Here is a 19,440-nt window from a genome sequence, read left to right as displayed (position 1 = left end):
GAAAAATTGTGAACTGTAGGTTTAATGAATATGGAGGACAATATGTTCCTGAAAATGTATTAAAGGCATTAGAAGAACTTGAAGGGGAGTATGAAAAGGCACAAAAAGATGAAAAATTTAAAGAAGAATATAATTATTATTTAAATTATTATACTGGAAGACCAAGTCCACTTTATTATGCAGAAAATATGACAAAGAACTTAGGTGGAGCAAAGATTTATTTAAAGAGAGAAGATTTAAATCATACAGGTGCTCATAAAATTAATAATGCAATTGGTCAAGTTTTATTAGCTAAGAGAATGGGAAAAAAAAGGTTATAGCTGAAACTGGAGCAGGTCAACATGGAGTTGCTACAGCTACAGTTTCAGCAAAGTTTGGAATGGAATGCAAAATATTCATGGGTGAAGAAGATATAAAGAGACAAGCCTTGAATGTTAAAAAGATGGAACTTTTAGGTGCAGAAGTAGTGCCAGTCCTAAGTGGTATGAAAACTTTAAATGATGCAGTTAATGAAGCTATAGGATATTGGGCAAATAATGTAGAAGATACTTTTTATCTTTTAGGCTCAGCAGTTGGTCCACATCCATATCCAACTATTGTTCGTGATTTCCAAAGAGTAATTGGAGATGAAGCGAAAAAACAAATTTTAAAATTAGAAGAAAGACTTCCAGATTATATTATAGCAGCTGTTGGTGGGGGAAGTAATGCAATTGGAATATTTGCTCCCTTTGTTGAAAATGAAGAAGTAAAACTTATAGGAGTTGAAGCTTCTGGAAAAGGTGTTGATACTGATCTTACTGCTGCTACAATAACAAAAGGAGTAAAGGGTGTTATTCATGGAATGATGACATATGTCCTTCAAGATAGTGATGGAAATGTTGCTGAGGCTTATTCAATTTCAGCAGGACTTGATTACCCAGGAGTTGGACCAGAACATGCTTATTTAGCAGATACTAAGAGAGCGACCTATGAATGTATAAATGATAAAGAAGCAATAGAAGCATTTTTAGATCTATCAAAAACAGAAGGAATAGTACCTGCAATAGAATCCTCTCATGCTCTTGCATATGCTAAAAAATTAGTGCCTACTTTAGATAGTGATAAAATAGTAATTGTAAATTTATCAGGTAGAGGAGATAAAGATATGGATGCTATAATTTCATATCTTGATAAAGAAAATAAATAATATTGCTTAATAATAAATAATTGGGTGGTATAACAAAATTAAAACATTTCGTCTTTATTGGCGAGATGTTTTTTTATTTTGGTGATTATGATTTTGATGAATGCTCTGAAAATTTATTTGATTTGATACAAAGATATTCAGATTATAATGAATGAAATTTAGAAATACTCGTGAATGATATTAAATAATTATTTTATTAATTAAGTCATTAAAAATTTATATTAATAAAAATTCTTAGGATTATTGAAAGGATATGAAATGAAGGAAACAATATAGAACAAGGATAACATAAGGATACAGTAACTTTCCAAAATTTAATTAAGTGAAAGAAATCGTTCATTTGATATTTCTCTTTTACTAATTTATAAATATATTAAAAGTGCTGAATAAAATACATTTTACCCTTATTTAGTACCTTGCAAAATATAGCGTACAGTAATATAATCAATGTTGGTAAATTAATAGAAAATTGTCAATAAAAATAAAAATATGTAGACAAGGAAGTTTTTGTAAGCTATAGAAGTGACTGCATTAGATTGTTTTATGTTTCATAAATAGAACTTAAAGGCTTTTATATTGCTTAAATGTAGATATAAAGATAATTTAATTAAGTTTACATATAGAAGCAATGTGAATTGATAATTTTTAATATGAGATAAGAAAGGTAAGGGAAGGAATTTGTTAAAAAATATAAGAGTAAAAGTTAAATTAATTGCAGCATTTTTAATTATGGCATGTTTGATTGGAATTGTAGGAGGAATTGGAATTTTTTCACTTAATGATATTGGAGAAGACGCAGAAGCAATTTATACTCAAAATTTACGTAGTGTGTATATATTAACAGATATGAAGCAAAACTTAACTGAAATTAAAAGTAATGTGCTTTCGCTAATTTATGTAAGAGATTCTTCTAAAAGGTTTGAATTAGAGAAAATTATTAGAGATAATCAAGATGAAGATAATGAATATATTAGTGAATTTGAAAAGCTACCAATAGGGGATGATGAAAAGAAAGTATATGATACATTCATTAATCTTTTGCAACAATATAGACCTTTAAGAGAAGAAGTGATTAAACTTGTAGATGCAGGAAACTTTGCAGGCGCAGAGGAAAAATATTCAGATCTATCTAAAATTAGAGAATTGATGTTTGATACGTTAGATACATTAATTGAAAAAAATTTAAATGACGCTAAATCAGTAAATAATAAAATTCATTCAATAAATGAAGAGTTAAACATAGTAATATGGACAATAACTATTTTAGGATTTGCAGTTGCAGCTTTTCTTGGAATACTTATGACAAATGATATAAGCAAGCCACTGGAAAAGATAAGATATTATGCAATGAGGTTAGCTTCATATGATTTTTCCACGCCAATTTCTATTACAAGAAAAGATGAATTTGGAAAAACAGGTATTCAGTTAAATAAAGCTCAAGAAAACGTAAATAATTTAGTTAAGATAATTCAAGGAAAATCTCAAGATATAGGTGCATCTAGTGAGGAACTTTCTGCAACAGTTGAGGAATTAGCGTCTAAAGCTATAAGTATAGATGAAGCAGTAAATAATATTACTAATAATATGCAAGAATCAAGTTTAAGAACAGAAGAAATGAGTGCTTCAATTCAAGAAGTTGATTCAAGTATAAATATACTTTCACAAAAGGCTATGGATGGAAGCACTAATTCAAATGCTGCTAAAGAGAGAGCTATTGAAGTTAAAATTAATAGTCAAAAAGCATTAAAAGAAGTAAAAGAGATAGCTTTTGAAAAAGAACAAAGAATGATAAAGGTTATTGAAGATGGTAAGGTAGTAAATAATATTAAAGTTATGGCAGATACTATAGCTGATATAGCAGAACAAACTAATTTACTTGCATTAAATGCAACAATAGAAGCATCAAGAGCAGGAGAATTTGGAAAAGGTTTTGCAGTCGTATCTGAAGAAGTTAAAACACTTGCAGAGCAATCAGCAGAGGCAGTAAAAAATATTCAAGAAACTATAAATAAAGTACAAGAAACATTTATAAATAGTATTGATACAGGCAATGAAATAGTACAATTTCTTAATAAAGATATAAATTTACAGTTTAAGGAATATGAACAAACAGGTAATAAATATTATAATGATTCTGATTTTGTAAGCAATATGTCGGAAGAAATTGCAGCTATGTCAGAGGAGGTGGCTGCAACTGTTGGACAAGTAAGCGAAGCTGTGCAAAATATGGCGGGAGTATCACAGAAATCTAGCGAAAATGCAGAAGTAATAAGAGAAAGCATGAATGAAACGACAAAAGCATTAGAACAAGTAGCTATGACAGCTCAAAGTCAAGCAGAGCTTGCTCAAAATCTTAATGAAGTAATTCAAAAGTTTAAGATTTAGACTATGTTTTAAATCAATTTTGAAAATTGATATTTATACTCAAAACTTTTCTGCTGATACTTTTATATGTAGTACAAATGCTTTAACTAAAAATGGAGAACTTTATAATATCGATGGTAATGGGAGCAGAGTTGCACCGATGATTTATGGTCCTAAGCAGGTTATTTTAGTAGCTGGAATAAATAAAATTGTTAAGAACATAGAATAAGCAGAAAAAAGAGTTAAAAATTATTCTGCTTCAATTTATGCAAAAAGATTTAAAAAAAATACTCCATGTACTACTTTAGGTTATTGTGTAGATTGCAAAAGTCCCAATAGAATATGTAACGATTTTACAATTATCAGAGGACAATTTGTTAAAAACAAGATTAAAATAATTATTGTAGGAAAACAGTTGGGATATTAAAATTGTTTAGAGTATAGTATTATTCAAAAATGATTTCAAACAATTTTAATAGGTACTGTCCAAATACTATGTGGACAATACCTATTAAAAGCATATTTTCATGGATTATTAGATTATGATAAAAACTAATTCACATCTGTTAAGTTCATTTTCTTTTTGAACATTAATTTATAGTTTTTTATAATATTCTTTTAGTGTAGTTAGTTTTTCTAATATTAGATTTTGCAAAGATTTTGGTTTTATTGAGACTATAGTATCAGCATAGTTAATTAGATAATTAGCAATAAAACTTTCTTCTCCTTTATTGTAAAAGCCTCTAATAAAATATTGTTCTTCTTTAAAATAAAGCTGCATAGATGGATAATGTTCTTTATAAAACAAATCTATTCCTCTAGGGAGTATCCCAATTTCAAAATCTATTGCATCATCATGCTTAAATATGTTTGATGATTGTTTTTTTAAGTCCTTCATTGGTTTTGAAGGATAGGTTGTATTTGTGCTTAGAGATAAAATTTTATCACATCGAAATATCTGGACCTTATTTGTTTCAAAATTAAACCCTGTTGAATACCACTGGTTATAGGATGAGGAAATATCAAAAAATTGAACATAATAATTTTTTTCTATCCCTTTTTTATCATATGTAATTTCACATATTTTTTCTTCAATAGCAATTTGTAAAATGTCTTTTAGAAACGGACTGCTGTTAGGGTGTTTGGAAGAACTCAAAGTCAATATTTCTTCCATTTTATGAATAATATAAATGTGTTCTTTTGAAAGACACAGTTCAAATTTTTGTTTTAGGGTTTCAACACTTAAATGAAAAGGGGTTGACTCATAGGCATTTAATGTTAGCATAGAAAAATATAAAGCGTACATTTCATCAACTGTAAAGATAATAGGAGACAATAATCGATTTTCTAAAATGCCATAGTGACCATTTCTACCTGGTTCTGAATAAATAGGCATTCCAATTTCCTCAAGGGATTGTATATCTCTTAGTGCAGTACTTTTTGAAATATCATATTTATTCATTATATCTTTTAAATTAAAAAAGTTTTTATTGCTTAGATATATCATCATATCATTTATTCTTTCGGATTTACTCATTATAATATTCCTTTCAGAACTTCTTAAAAGGTATCAAAAGATGACACCTTTTAAGAGTATACTAAAAATACAGAAAAATTGAAAGGAGAATTGATATGAATACAAAAAATGAATTTAAGAGAATTATGGAAACACAAACAGAGGTAGCTTTAGCTACAAGTATTAACGATATTCCTAATGTGAGAATTGTAAACTTCTACTATGATGAAGCTGACAACACTTTGTTTTTTTCAACCTTTGGAGATAATGACAAGGTAAAAGAATTTGAATTAAACAATAATGTAGCTTTTACAACTATTCCACTCCAAGGGAATGCACATATTAAAGCGAAAGGAAAGATTAAAAGAAGCAGTCTTACAATTTATGATATAGCTGATTGCATCACAAAGAAAATTCCAGATTATAAAGAAACAATAAATCAGGCTGGACAATATCTTATATTATTTGAAATTAAATTTGATACTGCAATAGTAACATTAGACTTTGAGAATATTGATACTATTTTTTTGAAGTAAAAACTTGAAATTCATATTTTAAGAAGTTCAGGTTGATTTTAAGATATATTAAGACTAGTTCTATAAAAATGTCTGATTTGTTTTTATAAAAAATCTAAGTTATACCTGTTACATTAAATAGTTCAGAATAGAACGTATGATATTTTAAGTATAATAAAAAAATAACAAGTCAACATATATTATATTTGGACTTGTTATTTTTTGATTAATCTTATTTTTATGATATAATCGTCTTTGAAATGAGGTGTTTAAAATTTATGGCAAAAAGAACTAGTAGAAATACAGATATATTAAAAGAAACTAAAAATACAACTTCTCCTAAAATATATTCTTTATTAGTTAAATTAGTAAATGAAGATAGAAGTGATTTAGCAGAAGATGTTTTGAAAATAGATTATTTATTAGCTTATACAAATAATTGTATTAAAGATAAAGATTTTAAGCAGGCAAAAGAAATAATAGAAATGGCAAAAAACAGAATAGATAAATTAATAAAAAATAATGTTAATGTGGAATATTTAATGTATATATATGATGGAATTAAGTTAAAACTATAATGAACTTGATGATTTTTATATATTTATAGATGTATAGATATATTAGTGTTATAATAAATTAATCTTCATTAAGAAATTAATGACTAAATAAATATGTAAAGTGAGAAACATAAATGAGATTTGATAGTTTGGAAAAAACAATAAATAAATTAGATAATGACATTGAAGCATTAAGAAGAGTAAAACAATATTTATCTAATAAGGATGAAATCAATGAAATAAGTGATTTATTAAATAAGGAAAGACAAGTATATTCAGATGAATTATACTTAGGGGATGTAGCAGCTTATACAGAATGTGTAGAAATTATAAGAGGTCTTATAAGTAAAGAATTAGGTAAGAAAGAGCAATTAGAATTACTAGAACAAATAAAAGAAATGCATGGAAGAAAATCTCCTAATGTATCTAAGAAAAGTCATGGACTTAATGCATGGCTTAAATTTCTTGATGTAGAATGTGATTGGATTGAGAATTCAAATAGTGATTGGTCAACTTTGATTATCACAGGATATATACCCAAAAATAATAATTAAACTATATGAGTTATACATGAACTTTTGGATTATACAAAAGTTTATTTTTTATAGGAAAATGTGGTGATTTGTATTTTATGTATAGATTTTAGTTGTGCTAAGGTATATATTCTTAACTGTGCTTCCCACTCTTTTTTAATGTGCATATCCTTCAGAATACATATAGTAATATTCTGAAGGATATTTATTTTAACTATTTTCTTAAAAAATCTATAAGAGTTTTAACGGCTATAGATAAACTAGATGAATCCTTATAAATAATACCAATATGTCTAGGTGGAATAGGAACATCTAAAGGAATTTCTATAAGATTTTTATTTTTCAAATCATTATATAAAAATTCTTTTACAACAGAAGTAATTCCAAGGCCGATTTTAGCACATTCAATTAAAAAATCCATATTACTAGCTTCAATATCTGGAGTGATATTGAAATTGTGTTTGATAAAATAATTATCAAGAAATTCCCTTGTAGCATTTGGCTTTTCCAGAAACATAAAGGAACCTTTTGTAAAAATATCATCTATAGACCTAATGTTTAAGTTTTCTAAATAGTCGCTACTGGCAACTAAAATATCATGCATTTGCCAAAGTTTAATATATTGAAGGTCATCTTCATTAGAATTTACTGCAATAATTCCCAAATCTAATTTTTCTTCTTGAACTAATTTTATTGTATCGAAAGTTGGTTTGTTTACAATTTTAATTTTAAAATAAGGATATTCTTTTATGAATTCATGAAATTTAGGTAAAAAGTAACTCTTTCCTATAGTAGTACTTACTCCTAAATTAATATTTCCCATTTCTTTATTCTTTAATTTTTGTAAAATATGTTCACCTAATGTAAATTCATCAAAAGCATTTTTTATATGATTAAGTAATATTTCTCCTTCTGGAGTTAGCGTTACTCCTTTAGAACTTCTAGAAAATAAAGTAACCTTAAGAGAATTTTCTAAGCTTTTAATAGATTTGCTTACCGCAGGCTGTGAGACAAAAAGTATTTCAGCAGCACGAGATATATTTTTGCAGCTTGAAACTGTAAAAAAAACTCTATAGAGATTTAAATCAATATTCATAATATAACTCCTGTTTATAGTATTCATAACTAATATATATTTTTATTATACATTAAAACAAGGTAGAATGAAAATAAGTTAAAGAAGATATATAGGTACAAATTAAAGTAAGTGATTAAATTCTTTCAAAATTTCTAAAATATTTTCTGGATAAAGTTCATAAATTTTATTATGTGTATATATAAAATAAATAAGAAAGGAAGAGTATATTATGAAAATTGGAATCATAGGAATTGGTGCTGTTGGTGGCTATATTGGTGCTATGCTTTGCAAAAGCAAAGAAAATGTTTATGTTATAGGAAAGGGTGAAGCAGTTAACCTTATAAAGGAGAATGGATTTAATTTAAGTAGTGAAGCGGTCGGAAGCTTTGTAACATTTCCAACCCTTGTAACAGATGATGCAAATGAAGCTGGAATTATGGATATTGTATTTGTGTGTGTAAAAGGCTATTCTTTAAAAGCAGCAGCTAAAGTCATTTCACCTATGGTTGATGATCATACCTTAGTGGTTCCAATTATTAATGGCGTAAGTGGAGGAAGTAAATTATACTCTTATTTAGGAAAAGGAAAAATAGCAGAAGCTGTAATGTATATTAGTTCTAAAATTAAAGCTGATGGAGCTATAAAGCACACAAGTAAAAATACAAAAATTGTTATTTCATCTAATAAGAATCGCCCTATACATAAGAGATATTTAGAAAAAGTTTATAATGTTTTAACTAAGGCAGATATTATATGTGAAGTAAGAAAAGATGCTGAAGCTGCTGCATGGAATAAATATGTTTTTAATTGTGCTTTTAATGTAACGGATTCCTACTATGATGTTAAGGTAAAAGGAATATTAGAAGATAGGATGAAATTCGAAACTTTTTGCAATGTAGTAAAAGAATGTGAAGAAGTTGGAAGAGCTAAAGGAATTGATCTTCATAAAGATATATATGAGAATTCAATTAATATTTTAAAGAAATTATCAAAGAAAAGTATTAGTTCTATGCATAGAGATGTAGCTTTAGGAAAAAAATTTGAACTTGAATTATTCTGTGGTGATTTATGCCGCATGGGAAAAGATGTTGGTATACCAACTCCTTATACTCAAAAAGCTTATGAAAAACTTAAAGTTTTGCAAGCTATGTAAAAATTATTATAGTAAGTTAATAGTTAACTGTACATTTTTAATTGAAACATATATACTAAAGAAAAAGTCATATTTTAATATGGCTTTTCTGTTTACATAAAAAAGGATGGAGATGCCTTGTGGAAAGCAAAAGAATATTAATTGAAAATTCTCATAAGAGAAGTGAAAGCTATGGAGTAGAAAAAAAATCAAATTGTTCAAAGAAGATACTTTTTGGAGAAGAGTTAGAAAAGGTATTAAATGATAATAAGGAATTAATAGAAGTATCAAAATTATATATTGATATGGTTTTTTCTGCTGTCAGCGATAATGAATTTATTATAGTATTAACTGACAACAATGGATGTATTTTATATATTAAGGGGGCAGAGGAGAATAGTGTTAAATTAGATTGTGATAATGTTAATATTGGTGCTTATATGGATGAGCAAAATATAGGCACTAATGCTATGGGAACTGCTATTAAGGAAGACAAATGTGTTCAAATAACTGCTAATGAGCATTACATAGCTGGACTTCAAGGATTAACTTGTTCAGCAGCACCTATTCATAACGCAAATAATGAAATTATAGGAACCTTAAATTTAACTGGTAGAAGTACTATGAAGCATCCACATACTTTGGGGTTAGTAGTTTTTGGGGTTAAGGCAATTGAAAATGAATTGGATAATAAAAAAATAAGTAATATCTTAACTCAAACTTACAATTATATGCAAAGCGTTATAGATAATTTAGATAAAGGAATTATGATTTTAGATAAAGATGGAAAAATAACCAATATTAATAAATTAGGAGTGGAAATATTTAATAGAGATAAAGATGCTTTGTTAAGTGAAGAAGTACATTATATATTACCTAATTTGGGAAACATATTTGAAGAAGTAGATACAGAAAAAAGAGCTATTATAAAAGAAGTGAAATTTAAGCATGCAAGTGCATATAAAACTAAGTTGGTTTTTAAAGGAATTGAGCATAAAGAAAAAATAATTGGAATGGTTGTAACCATGAGTAATGAAAAAGAGGAAATGGATATAAAAAATACAACAGGAGCCTTTTTGACCTTTAACGATATTATTGGAGAAAGTGCAGCTATTGTTAATGTAATAACAAACAGCAAAATTATTTCCAATAGTCCTTCAACAGTTTTAATTGAAGGAGAAAGCGGAACAGGAAAGGAAGTTCTAGCACAAGCTATGCATAATTATAGCTTAAGAAGAAGCAATAAATTTGTAGCAATAAACTGTGGTGCAATACCTGCGAATATAATAGAAAGTGAATTATTTGGATATGAAGAAGGTACCTTTACAGGCGGTAAAAAAGGTGGAAAGTTAGGCAAGTTTGAAATTGCTAATGGTGGTACTCTATTTTTGGATGAAATAGGAGAAATGCCTTTAGATATGCAGGTTAATCTATTAAGAGTATTACAAGAGGGACGAGTAACAAGACTTGGAGGAAGTAATGAAATTCCCATAGATGTGAGAGTAATAGCTGCTACAAATAAGAATCTAAAAAAAGAAGTTAAAAAGGGGGCTTTTAGAGAAGATCTATATTACAGATTATGTGTGATCCCAATAAAGTTACCACCTTTAAGGGAGCGAAAAGGGGATTTAGAAAAACTTATAGAGTATTTTTTAAGAATAAAATCATTTAAGCTAAATAAGCAGATGCCAGAAATAAAGAAAGATTTGCATAACAGCTTATTAGCATATAATTGGCCAGGTAATATTAGGCAGTTAGAGAATTATATTGAAAATATAGTTAACTTAGATGGAAATCTTTCCTTTGATTTATTGGACGATGTGGATGAAAAGATAAATGAAGTAGTTTATAAGGAAAGTATTGAGGAAAATTTAACAGAAAAATATGAAACTGAAAGAAAAAGCTTTGATTTAGAAAGCTTAGAAAGCAAAACAATCAAGGAAGCGATAAAATCATATAACCACAATATGACAAAGATTGCCAAGGCTCTAGGTATAAGTCGAAATACATTATATCTAAAAATGAAAAAATATAAAATTCAAGTGTCCTAAAATAAGACATTGTCATAAAATAAGACAAGCTATATTTGAATAGTTGTCTTGTTTTATGACAATTATTTTGCGGTGAAAAAATAATAATGGCTAAAATAGAAGGATTGATAAAATAATAACAGGTTGGCATGGTTTTTGCTTGTTATATTTATGACAATCTAAATAAATAAAATAAGTATAAATGATGAGAAAAAATTTAGGAGGAACTAATTTATGGCACGTTTTACTTTACCAAGAGATTTATATCATGGGGAAGGAGCATTAGCAGCACTTAAAGATTTAAAAGGCAAGAAAGCTTTCGTAGTAGTTGGTGGCGGATCAATGAAGAGATTTGGTTTTCTTGACCAAGTGGAAAGTTACTTAAAAGAAGCGGGAATGGAAGTAGAATTATTTGAAGGTGTGGAACCAGACCCATCAGTAGAAACAGTGATGAAGGGTGCGGAAGCAATGAGAACTTTTGAGCCTGATTGGATAGTTGCTATAGGTGGAGGATCACCAATAGATGCAGCAAAGGCTATGTGGATATTCTACGAATACCCAGATTTCACTTTTGAACAAGCAGTTATTCCATTTGGATTACCAGAACTTAGACAAAAGGCTAAATTTGTAGCTATTCCATCAACAAGTGGTACTGCTACAGAAGTTACAGCTTTCTCGGTAATAACAAATTATAATGAAAAAATTAAATATCCTTTAGCTGATTTTAATATAACTCCAGATATTGCAATAGTTGATCCAGCATTAGCTCAAACTATGCCAGCTACATTAACAGCTCATACTGGAATGGATGCATTAACTCATGCTATAGAAGCATATACTGCATCACTTAGATCAAACTTCTCGGATCCATTAGCTATTAAAGCAATAGAAATGGTTCAAGAAAATTTAATTAAATCATTTAATGGTGATAAAGAAGCTAGAAATTTAATGCATGAAGCGCAATGTTTAGCTGGAATGGCATTTTCAAATGCATTACTTGGAATAGTTCACTCAATGGCTCATAAAGTAGGAGCGGTATTCCATATACCTCATGGATGCGCTAATGCAATATTCTTACCATATGTAATCCAATATAACAGAACAAAATGTGAAGATAGATACGCTGATATAGCTAGAGTATTAAAGTTAGAAGGAAATACAGATTCAGAATTAACTAATTCATTAATTAAAATGATTGATGGAATGAATGAAAAATTAAGTATTCCTAAGTCAATGAAGGAGTATGGAATTGAAGAAACTGATTTTAAAGCTAACTTAAAGTTTATTTCTCATAATGCAGTATTAGATGCATGTACAGGATCAAATCCTAGAGAAATAGATGATGCGACAATGGAAAAATTATTTGAATGCACATATTATGGAACTAAAGTAAATCTATAATAAATTAATAATTCTCATAATCTCAATCATAATATAAAAATTTAAAATGCATATAATCTCACATAGTATATAAACAAGGGCTCTCAATCTCAGAGAGCTTTTGTTGTTTGAAAGAAAAATAGGAATAACATAGTAAAGAAACCAATAAAAGTAATGGCAGTTCTATTTTTTAATAAGAAAATAATATTCTGTGTTAATAATTTCTAATTTAATCCTTCAAAGATAATTGACTATGATAAAAAATTATTTGAACAATATGTATTATAAAATGAGTTAAATCTATAAGTTCTAATTGATTTGTTACATTAAAACCATATACAATAAATAAATGTAACTTATTTTTTAGAGCATATTATAATAAAAATTTAGGAGGTACAAAGCGTGTACAAAATAACAAGTAAAAAAGAGCTTACGGATAATATATTTTTAATGGATATAGAAGCACCAAGAGTTGCTAAATCTGCAAAGCCAGGTCAATTTATAATTATAAAAAATGATGAAAAAGGTGAAAGAATACCTTTAACAATAGCAGATTATGATGCAGAAAGAGGGACGGTAACTATAGTTTTTGCAACAATAGGAAAAGGAACAAAACAATTAGCGACTTTTAATGTTGGCGATTATGTTGCAGACTTCGTTGGACCATTAGGAGTACCTAGTGAATTTATAGAAGAAGATTTAGAAAAATTAAAAAAGAGAAAGCTTATATTTATAGCTGGTGGAGTAGGAGCAGCTCCAGTATATCCTCAAGTTAAATGGATGCATGAAAATGGAATAGCTGTAGATGTTATTTTAGGAAGCAGAAATAAGGATTTATTAATATATGAAGAAGAATTAAAAAAAGCTTCAGGAAATCTTTATGTAACAACTGATGATGGTTCATATGGATTTAAAGGAACTGGATCAGATATGCTTAAAGATTTAGTTAATAATCAAGGAAAAAAATATGATCATGCAATTATCATTGGACCAATGATAATGATGAAATTTACTTCTATGTTAACTAAAGAATTAAATATTCCAACTACAGTAAGTTTAAACCCAATAATGGTTGATGGTACAGGTATGTGTGGTGCTTGTAGAGTAACTGTTGGTGGCGAAGTTAAATTTGCCTGTGTTGATGGACCAGAATTTGATGGGCATTTAGTAAATTACGATGAGTCAATGAGAAGACAAACAATGTATAAATCAGAAGAAGGAAAAGCACAATTAAAAATAGAAGAAGGGGATAATCATAACCATGGTGGTTGTGGATGTAAGGGGGATAAATAATGGATATGCAAGAAAGAATGAAAAGAACACCAGTAACTGAGCAAGCTCCAGAAGTAAGAGCTAAAAATTTTAAGGAAGTTTGTTTGGGATATGATGAAGAAAAAGCTATAAAAGAAGCTAGTAGATGTTTGAATTGTAAGAATCCTAAATGTGTTGAAGGATGTCCAGTATCAATTAACATTCCAGGGTTTATTTCAAAAGCTAAAACTGGAGATTTTGAAGGAGCAGCTAAAGAAATAGCAAAATATAGTTCGCTTCCAGCAGTATGCGGTAGAGTATGTCCGCAAGAAAGTCAATGTGAAGGAAACTGTGTACTGGGAATAAAAGGTGAAGCAGTAGCTATAGGGAAATTAGAAAAGTACACAGCAGATTGGTCAAGAAAAAATAACGTGGATTTATCAGAAAGAGAACTATCTAAATGTAAGAAAGTAGCTGTTATAGGAAGTGGTCCTGCTGGTCTTACTTGTGCAGGAGATTTAGCTAAAAAAGGCTATGATGTAACTATATTTGAAGCTTTACATGAAGCAGGTGGAGTTTTGGTTTATGGAATACCTGAATTTAGATTACCTAAAGAAGAGGTTGTTAAAGCTGAAATTGAAAATATAAAGAAATTAGGTGTAAAGATTGAAACTAATGTAATTATAGGAAGAACAATAACTATAGATGAATTAATGGAAGACGAAAGCTTTGAGGCAGTATTTATTGGATCTGGAGCAGGACTTCCAAAATTCATGGGAATACCAGGAGAAAATGCTAATGGAGTATTTTCAGCTAATGAATTCTTAACAAGAGTAAACTTAATGAAAGCATTTAAAGACGGTTATGAAACTCCAGTTAAAGCAGGCAAAAAAGTTGCTGTAGTTGGTGGTGGAAATGTAGCTATGGATGCGGCAAGAACTGCATTGAGATTAGGTGCAGAAGCTCATATAGTTTATAGAAGAAGTGATGCAGAACTCCCAGCAAGAGCAGAAGAAATACACCATGCTAAAGAAGAAGGTGTAATATTTGATGTTTTAACAAATCCAACAGAAATCTTAACCGATGAAAATGGATGGGTGAAGGGAATGAAATGTGTTCAAATGGAACTTGGAGAACCAGATGCTTCAGGAAGAAGAAAACCTGTAGTTAAAGAAAACTCAGAATTTGTTTTAGATGTAGATACAGTAATAATGTCTCTTGGAACATCACCAAATCCATTAATTTCATCAACTACTGAAGGGTTAGAAATTAATAAGAGAGCATGTTTAGTTGCAAATGAAGATGGATTAACTACTAAAAATGGAGTTTACGCAGGTGGAGATGCAGTTACAGGAGCTGCAACAGTTATATTAGCAATGGGAGCTGGTAAAAAAGCTGCTGCTGCTATAGATGAATACTTAAAATAAAATTGTAGTATATTTTTATAAAGGTTGGAAGAAAAACACTTTCAACCTTTAGTTTTTATTGTATAAATTTAATTTAAATAGAAATGAAAAAATTAATATTATATGTAATTTATAAGAAGGTTTAAATAGATTTATATGGGAGTTTAGTAGTGTAATTGATGAAATTTATATAAATATATGGTATAATATAAATATTATATGGTGAAAGGTGGTTGTATTATGGTTTCATTTTATCGTTGTGAATTATGTGGAAATATTGTAGGTCTTATAAAAAATGGTGGTGGTCAATTAGTTTGCTGTGGCAAACATATGACTAAGCTTGACGCTAATTCTACAGATGCAGCACAAGAAAAGCATGTTCCACTAGCAGAAAGAAAAGATGATAAAATATATGTAAAAGTAGGCTCAGCTGAGCATCCTATGGCAGATGAACATTATATAGAATGGATTGCTGTGGTTACTGAAAAAGGAACAGAAAGAGTTTCATTATCACCAGGAGAAAAACCAGAAGCAGTTTTTGTAGATAAAGGAAAAGCAACAGTTTATGCATATTGTAATTTGCATGGATTATGGAAAATAGAAATATAATTATTTAGAATTATTAAAACACTTAAGTGTAAAGCTTAAGTGTTTTTAATTATTAAATGTACTAAAAGATAATAAAATTATCACAAGCCATTTCCATTATACTTGGCAAAGAATTTGCTAGGTCTTTAAAATGGTCTCCTTGAATCAATATCAGAATATTCATCATTTAATCCACCTTCTAAAGTCCCGAAATGCCATCACCCACGTCTAGCATCATTTTTTAATATATTAATGACTTTATATTAAATTCTCATTCATAATTAAAGATACTAACATAGTATTGTTTAAATGTACGTTTATAAATGTCATAACAATATAAATTTATAAAGATAATCAATAATTTCATTAATATAATGTATTATCTTATATAATATTTAGGATATTGACATTATCACTAATTAGTGATAAATTTTATATATAGATAAGAAATATAAAACAGATAGTAATTATGACATAAATTTACCTATCTAAGTTATGTTTACTACAGCAGAACAAAAAATGATAAAATAGAGTATGAAACAATAAAAGCAGTAGGATTAAGTAAATCTTAATATTGTAGTTTCTATAACTAACTAGATATAAGTTTTTAATTAAATATAATCAATTAGTGATAAATGGAGGTGTATATTATGTTAAGAAAGATAGATAATAAAAATATGGGGAAAAGTGATTTAGGGTGGTTAAAAAGTTCATTCCATTTTTCCTTTTCAGAGTATTATGACCCATCAAACATTAATTTTGGAAAACTTAGAGTTATAAATGATGATTTAATACAGTCTAAAACAGGATTTCCTATGCATCCTCATAATGATATGGAAATTGTAACTTATGTTATTAATGGAAAGTTAACTCATAAAGATAGTATGGGCAATTCTCATGAGCTATCAAGAGGTGAAGTTCAATATATGAGTGCTGGTACAGGTGTTTACCATAGTGAATATAACCTTGGGGATAAAGAGTTGAGATTACTTCAAATATGGATTTTTCCAGATAAAAAAGATTATAAGCCAAACTATGGTGAATATAAGTTTAATTGGAGTGATAGAGAAAATAAATGGCTTCATATGGTTTCAAGTGTTGAAGGAAATGCTCCAATTAAAATTCATCAAGATGTTAACATTTATTCAATTTATTTAGATAAAAATAGTGAAGAGTTATTAATTTTAGAGAAGCATAGGCAAGCCTATCTTGTTCAAATTGAAGGAGAGTCTATAATAAATAACATAGAATTAAAGGAAAAAGATGCGTTAGAAATTATAGAAGAAAATATTCAAATTAAAGCAAAAGAAAACTCTCATCTCTTAGTATTAGAAATGAAAAAAGACATATAATATAAAACTAAAGAGTTAGGAGATAGAGAAACAATTATATGTTTAGAATAGGGATGTTTTGAAAAATATGTTATAATAAGTTATGAATTAAAACATAATCTAATGAATAGTAGTTAATTTTTATATAATAATTGCCAGTAAAGTATATAATTTTTATAAGTTTACGCATTGTGCTAGTTTTTTTAGAATATAACACCTAGTACAATGCGTTAAATTAGTTTAAGATAAATATGATTCTCAGTTGATCATCTATCTATATCTAATAATTCAGAATTAAATTGAGCTTTACGTACTTAAAAAATATTATATATGTATTAAAAAAATAATATTACATTAAAACTAGCCATTGTTACGTAATTTTATTGAAGATTATTAAAAAAAAATATATTTTGTTAATAAACATTATGATAAGTTTGAGTTTTTTAAGTATAATAAGAGAAGGAATTTAAAATTCAAGAATACAGTCTATTTTTGGAAGGCTTTTATTCCTATAAAAGTTAAAACTATAAAGTGAGGAAAAATAAATGAATGAGAAAAATATAGAAATGATGAAAAAACTAATAGAAGAAAAGAAACAAAAGGGGAATAATTCTAAAAGCAATAGAAAAGCAGAAAAAGTTACAGGGAAAGTAAGTGCCTTGGGGAGAAGTGCTTCAAAAGGAGTTAAGGTTGGAAATGGTGGAGGATTATTCGATAAGTAGTTAGTAAAATTTGAAAATATATGATACAATCATTTTGCGCTATTATTTAACTAAGGGATTATAAAATTATTTAAAGCGGAGGAAGAAAGATGAATGAAAAGAATATAGAAATGATGAAAAAGCTTATAGAGCAAAAGAAAGAAAAGGGAAATAAAACTAAAAATAATGAAAAGCCTAAAAAGGTTATAGGCAGAATGTTGTTGCATAGTGGAAGAACATCATTATAAATAATATACATCTAATGATGTTAATTTAGTTTAGATAAAATCGTAAGAAAGGAGTCTCAGTTTATGATTGATTTACTTTTATTAGGGTGTGGTGGTGGAATGCCTATGCCAAATAGGTTTTTGTCAGCTGTATTATTAAGCTACAAAGGAAGAAAAATACTTATTGATTGTGGAGAAGGAACACAGGTTTCCATGCGAATGGTCAATGCAGGATTTAAGACTATAGATATTATCTGTATAACGCACATTCATGGGGATCATATTGTGGGACTTCCAGGACTACTTGGAACTATAGGCAATAGTGGAAGAACAGAAACTCTTACCATAATAGGACCAGAGGGGATAAAAGATACAGTTAATAAATTAAGAGTAATTGCAAATTGGCTTCCTTATGAGATTAATATAATAGAAAATCCTAAGGAAATCTTTAATATAAATAATGAATACATAAGTTGGAATGTTCAAATATCAACCTTAGAATTAAATCACTCTTCACCTTGCATAGGATATAGTTTTTACTTTCAAAGACAGCCACAATTTGATGTGGAAAAGGCTATGAAAAATGATGTACCTAAAACTTTATGGAGCAGGTTACAAAAAAATGAAAAAAAGATTATCTTAAATGGTATTGAATATACAAGTAGTATGGTACTAGGAAAAGAGAGAAATGGTATAAAAGTTAGTATGACAACAGATACAAGACCTATAGAAGAAATCCATGAATTTATTGAAAATAGTGATTACTTTATATGTGAAGGGACTTATGGAATTGATGAAGATTTGCCTAAAGCTATAAAAAATAAACATATGACCTTTAGAGAAGCTGCAAAACTGGCCAAGGATGGAAATGTAAAAAAGCTATTATTAACGCATTTTGGGACAGCTATGAACGAACCAGAAATATATTTAAATAATGCAAAAGAAGTTTTTGAAAATACTATAATTGGTTATGACAGGTATGATGTTACTTTAAACTTTGAAGAATAGTAAATTAGTAATGAAATAAAAATTAAATGTGAAAAATTTCATAAAATGTAGAATTTTTATGAAGCTAGTGATATAATCAAATTAACTTAAAGAAAGGGTAAGGTAATTTCAACGATGAGAATGTAATCTATAATCAAGATTTTAAGATATAACAATAAAATTAAATTTATTGTTATAGGTTTGATTTATAAATTAATTATAATTTTATAAATTCAATTCGCTATAATAAATTTAAATCCTATGTTAAAGGAGTTATTGTTATGAGTAAATTTAAGGAGAGTAGATTATATAATCTAATAAGTAGTGATTTTACTAGGTATCAATTAAAGAAGTAAAATATAAATTTCACCCTTTCTAACGGAAGTTTTGAAATATAGATATTGTAATTTTAATTCTTCAACAAAATTGAGTTATCATAACTAATTTTAATGAAGACTGCTTTTTGCAATATCTGCAATAATATTATTTTATATTTTGATGCCAATTACTCTAATATAATATGTTGAGTTCTAATCTTTTTAAGTAAAATAATAACATTTATAATTTTTATATTGTAAGTGTATTTTTAGGACTGAATATTAGATTGGATTAATTACTTAAGTGTTAGTTATAAGCATTTAAGTTAAAATTTCATTTA

At 28.0% G+C, this 19,440-nt stretch carries 16 protein-coding genes and 2 pseudogenes; 16 read left to right on the top strand and 2 right to left on the bottom strand.

Annotated features, from left to right (window positions below; genetic code table 11):
* Positions 1 to 8: 8 nt before the first annotated feature.
* The 3 genes and pseudogenes from trpB to CLPUN_RS18285 all read left to right on the top strand — a co-directional run.
* Positions 9 to 1,186: pseudogene (trpB, locus tag CLPUN_RS18295) on the top strand (tryptophan synthase subunit beta).
* A gap of 678 nt (positions 1,187 to 1,864) precedes the next feature.
* Positions 1,865 to 3,571 carry a HAMP domain-containing methyl-accepting chemotaxis protein gene (locus tag CLPUN_RS18290; protein WP_077848679.1) on the top strand — a complete coding sequence of 569 codons (1,707 nt, stop codon included), beginning with the start codon at positions 1,865 to 1,867 and terminating at the stop codon, positions 3,569 to 3,571.
* A gap of 22 nt (positions 3,572 to 3,593) precedes the next feature.
* Positions 3,594 to 3,977, top strand: a pseudogene (locus tag CLPUN_RS18285) (lactate utilization protein); the annotation flags it as partial.
* Between the two features lie 168 nt (positions 3,978 to 4,145).
* Here the strand turns inward: CLPUN_RS18285 and CLPUN_RS18280 are convergent.
* A complete protein-coding gene (locus CLPUN_RS18280; protein ID WP_341425870.1) occupies positions 4,146 to 5,060 on the bottom strand; it encodes a helix-turn-helix transcriptional regulator in 915 nt (304 codons plus the stop codon).
* Between the two features lie 122 nt (positions 5,061 to 5,182).
* Between CLPUN_RS18280 and CLPUN_RS18275 the strand changes: the two genes are divergently transcribed.
* From CLPUN_RS18275 to CLPUN_RS18265, 3 genes are all read left to right on the top strand, one after another.
* Positions 5,183 to 5,602: a pyridoxamine 5'-phosphate oxidase family protein gene (locus tag CLPUN_RS18275; RefSeq protein ID WP_077848677.1), complete on the top strand. Its 420-nt coding sequence runs from the start codon at positions 5,183 to 5,185 to the stop codon at positions 5,600 to 5,602.
* Positions 5,603 to 5,859: 257 nt separating this feature from the next.
* Entirely contained in the window at positions 5,860 to 6,159 is a 300-nt protein-coding gene (locus CLPUN_RS18270; RefSeq protein WP_077848676.1) for a hypothetical protein, read from the top strand.
* Positions 6,160 to 6,272: 113 nt separating this feature from the next.
* The gene (locus tag CLPUN_RS18265) at positions 6,273 to 6,692 is read left to right on the top strand and encodes a hypothetical protein (protein ID WP_077848675.1); all 420 of its coding nucleotides are present in this window, start codon (positions 6,273 to 6,275) and stop codon (positions 6,690 to 6,692) included.
* Between the two features lie 193 nt (positions 6,693 to 6,885).
* Here CLPUN_RS18265 and CLPUN_RS18260 read toward each other — a convergent pair whose 3' ends face one another.
* Positions 6,886 to 7,767, bottom strand: coding sequence for a LysR family transcriptional regulator (locus tag CLPUN_RS18260; protein WP_077848674.1), 882 nt, complete (start codon positions 7,765 to 7,767; stop codon positions 6,886 to 6,888).
* Between the two features lie 211 nt (positions 7,768 to 7,978).
* Between CLPUN_RS18260 and CLPUN_RS18255 the strand changes: the two genes are divergently transcribed.
* From CLPUN_RS18255 to CLPUN_RS18220, 10 genes are all read left to right on the top strand, one after another.
* On the top strand, positions 7,979 to 8,902 hold the full coding sequence (locus tag CLPUN_RS18255; RefSeq protein ID WP_077848673.1) for a ketopantoate reductase family protein: 924 nt from the start codon (positions 7,979 to 7,981) through the stop codon (positions 8,900 to 8,902).
* A gap of 119 nt (positions 8,903 to 9,021) precedes the next feature.
* Complete coding sequence (locus tag CLPUN_RS18250) at positions 9,022 to 10,932, top strand: sigma-54-dependent Fis family transcriptional regulator (RefSeq protein WP_077848672.1); 1,911 nt, start codon at positions 9,022 to 9,024, stop codon at positions 10,930 to 10,932.
* Positions 10,933 to 11,145: 213 nt separating this feature from the next.
* Positions 11,146 to 12,312 (top strand): iron-containing alcohol dehydrogenase, encoded by a 1,167-nt coding sequence (locus CLPUN_RS18245; protein WP_077848671.1) that lies wholly within the window; start codon positions 11,146 to 11,148, stop codon positions 12,310 to 12,312.
* A 381-nt stretch (positions 12,313 to 12,693) separates the two neighbouring features.
* On the top strand, positions 12,694 to 13,584 hold the full coding sequence (locus CLPUN_RS18240) for a sulfide/dihydroorotate dehydrogenase-like FAD/NAD-binding protein (RefSeq protein ID WP_077848670.1): 891 nt from the start codon (positions 12,694 to 12,696) through the stop codon (positions 13,582 to 13,584).
* On the top strand, positions 13,584 to 14,969 hold the full coding sequence (gene gltA / locus CLPUN_RS18235) for an NADPH-dependent glutamate synthase (RefSeq protein ID WP_077848669.1): 1,386 nt from the start codon (positions 13,584 to 13,586) through the stop codon (positions 14,967 to 14,969). The genes CLPUN_RS18240 and gltA overlap by 1 nt, the downstream gene beginning before the upstream one ends.
* Positions 14,970 to 15,188: 219 nt before the next feature.
* Positions 15,189 to 15,557, top strand: a complete 369-nt coding sequence (locus CLPUN_RS18230; RefSeq protein ID WP_077848668.1) for a desulfoferrodoxin — start codon at positions 15,189 to 15,191, stop codon at positions 15,555 to 15,557.
* A 629-nt stretch (positions 15,558 to 16,186) separates the two neighbouring features.
* The gene (locus CLPUN_RS18225; protein WP_077848667.1) at positions 16,187 to 16,888 is read left to right on the top strand and encodes a pirin family protein; all 702 of its coding nucleotides are present in this window, start codon (positions 16,187 to 16,189) and stop codon (positions 16,886 to 16,888) included.
* A 524-nt stretch (positions 16,889 to 17,412) separates the two neighbouring features.
* Complete coding sequence (locus CLPUN_RS28195; protein WP_198944369.1) at positions 17,413 to 17,589, top strand: hypothetical protein; 177 nt, start codon at positions 17,413 to 17,415, stop codon at positions 17,587 to 17,589.
* Positions 17,590 to 17,678: 89 nt separating this feature from the next.
* Positions 17,679 to 17,816 (top strand): hypothetical protein, encoded by a 138-nt coding sequence (locus CLPUN_RS28190; RefSeq protein ID WP_198944368.1) that lies wholly within the window; start codon positions 17,679 to 17,681, stop codon positions 17,814 to 17,816.
* A 63-nt stretch (positions 17,817 to 17,879) separates the two neighbouring features.
* Complete coding sequence (locus CLPUN_RS18220) at positions 17,880 to 18,803, top strand: ribonuclease Z (protein WP_077848666.1); 924 nt, start codon at positions 17,880 to 17,882, stop codon at positions 18,801 to 18,803.
* Positions 18,804 to 19,440: the final 637 nt, after the last annotated feature.

Origin of the sequence: Clostridium puniceum, from assembly GCF_002006345.1 — a bacterium.
Classification (GTDB): Bacteria; Bacillota; Clostridia; order Clostridiales; family Clostridiaceae; genus Clostridium; species Clostridium puniceum.
The sequence above is the reverse complement of the archived record's forward strand: the minus strand, read 5'-3'. Positions and strand labels throughout refer to the sequence as shown.

Bases quoted from the DNA above. Each gene is read 5' to 3' on its own strand.
- CLPUN_RS18255 (WP_077848673.1), top strand. From the start codon at position 7,979: ATGAAAATTGGAATCATAGGAATTGGTGCTGTTGGTGGCTATATTGGT.
- CLPUN_RS18230 (WP_077848668.1), top strand. From the start codon at position 15,189: ATGGTTTCATTTTATCGTTGTGAATTATGTGGAAATATTGTAGGTCTT.
- CLPUN_RS18270 (WP_077848676.1), top strand. From the start codon at position 5,860: ATGGCAAAAAGAACTAGTAGAAATACAGATATATTAAAAGAAACTAAA.
- CLPUN_RS18225 (WP_077848667.1), top strand. From the start codon at position 16,187: ATGTTAAGAAAGATAGATAATAAAAATATGGGGAAAAGTGATTTAGGG.
- CLPUN_RS18275 (WP_077848677.1), top strand. From the start codon at position 5,183: ATGAATACAAAAAATGAATTTAAGAGAATTATGGAAACACAAACAGAG.
- CLPUN_RS18220 (WP_077848666.1), top strand. From the start codon at position 17,880: ATGATTGATTTACTTTTATTAGGGTGTGGTGGTGGAATGCCTATGCCA.
- gltA (WP_077848669.1), top strand. From the start codon at position 13,584: ATGGATATGCAAGAAAGAATGAAAAGAACACCAGTAACTGAGCAAGCT.
- CLPUN_RS18280 (WP_341425870.1), bottom strand. From the start codon at position 5,060: ATGATGATATATCTAAGCAATAAAAACTTTTTTAATTTAAAAGATATA.
- CLPUN_RS18245 (WP_077848671.1), top strand. From the start codon at position 11,146: ATGGCACGTTTTACTTTACCAAGAGATTTATATCATGGGGAAGGAGCA.
- CLPUN_RS28190 (WP_198944368.1), top strand. From the start codon at position 17,679: ATGAATGAAAAGAATATAGAAATGATGAAAAAGCTTATAGAGCAAAAG.
- CLPUN_RS18265 (WP_077848675.1), top strand. From the start codon at position 6,273: ATGAGATTTGATAGTTTGGAAAAAACAATAAATAAATTAGATAATGAC.
- CLPUN_RS28195 (WP_198944369.1), top strand. From the start codon at position 17,413: ATGAATGAGAAAAATATAGAAATGATGAAAAAACTAATAGAAGAAAAG.
- CLPUN_RS18260 (WP_077848674.1), bottom strand. From the start codon at position 7,767: ATGAATATTGATTTAAATCTCTATAGAGTTTTTTTTACAGTTTCAAGC.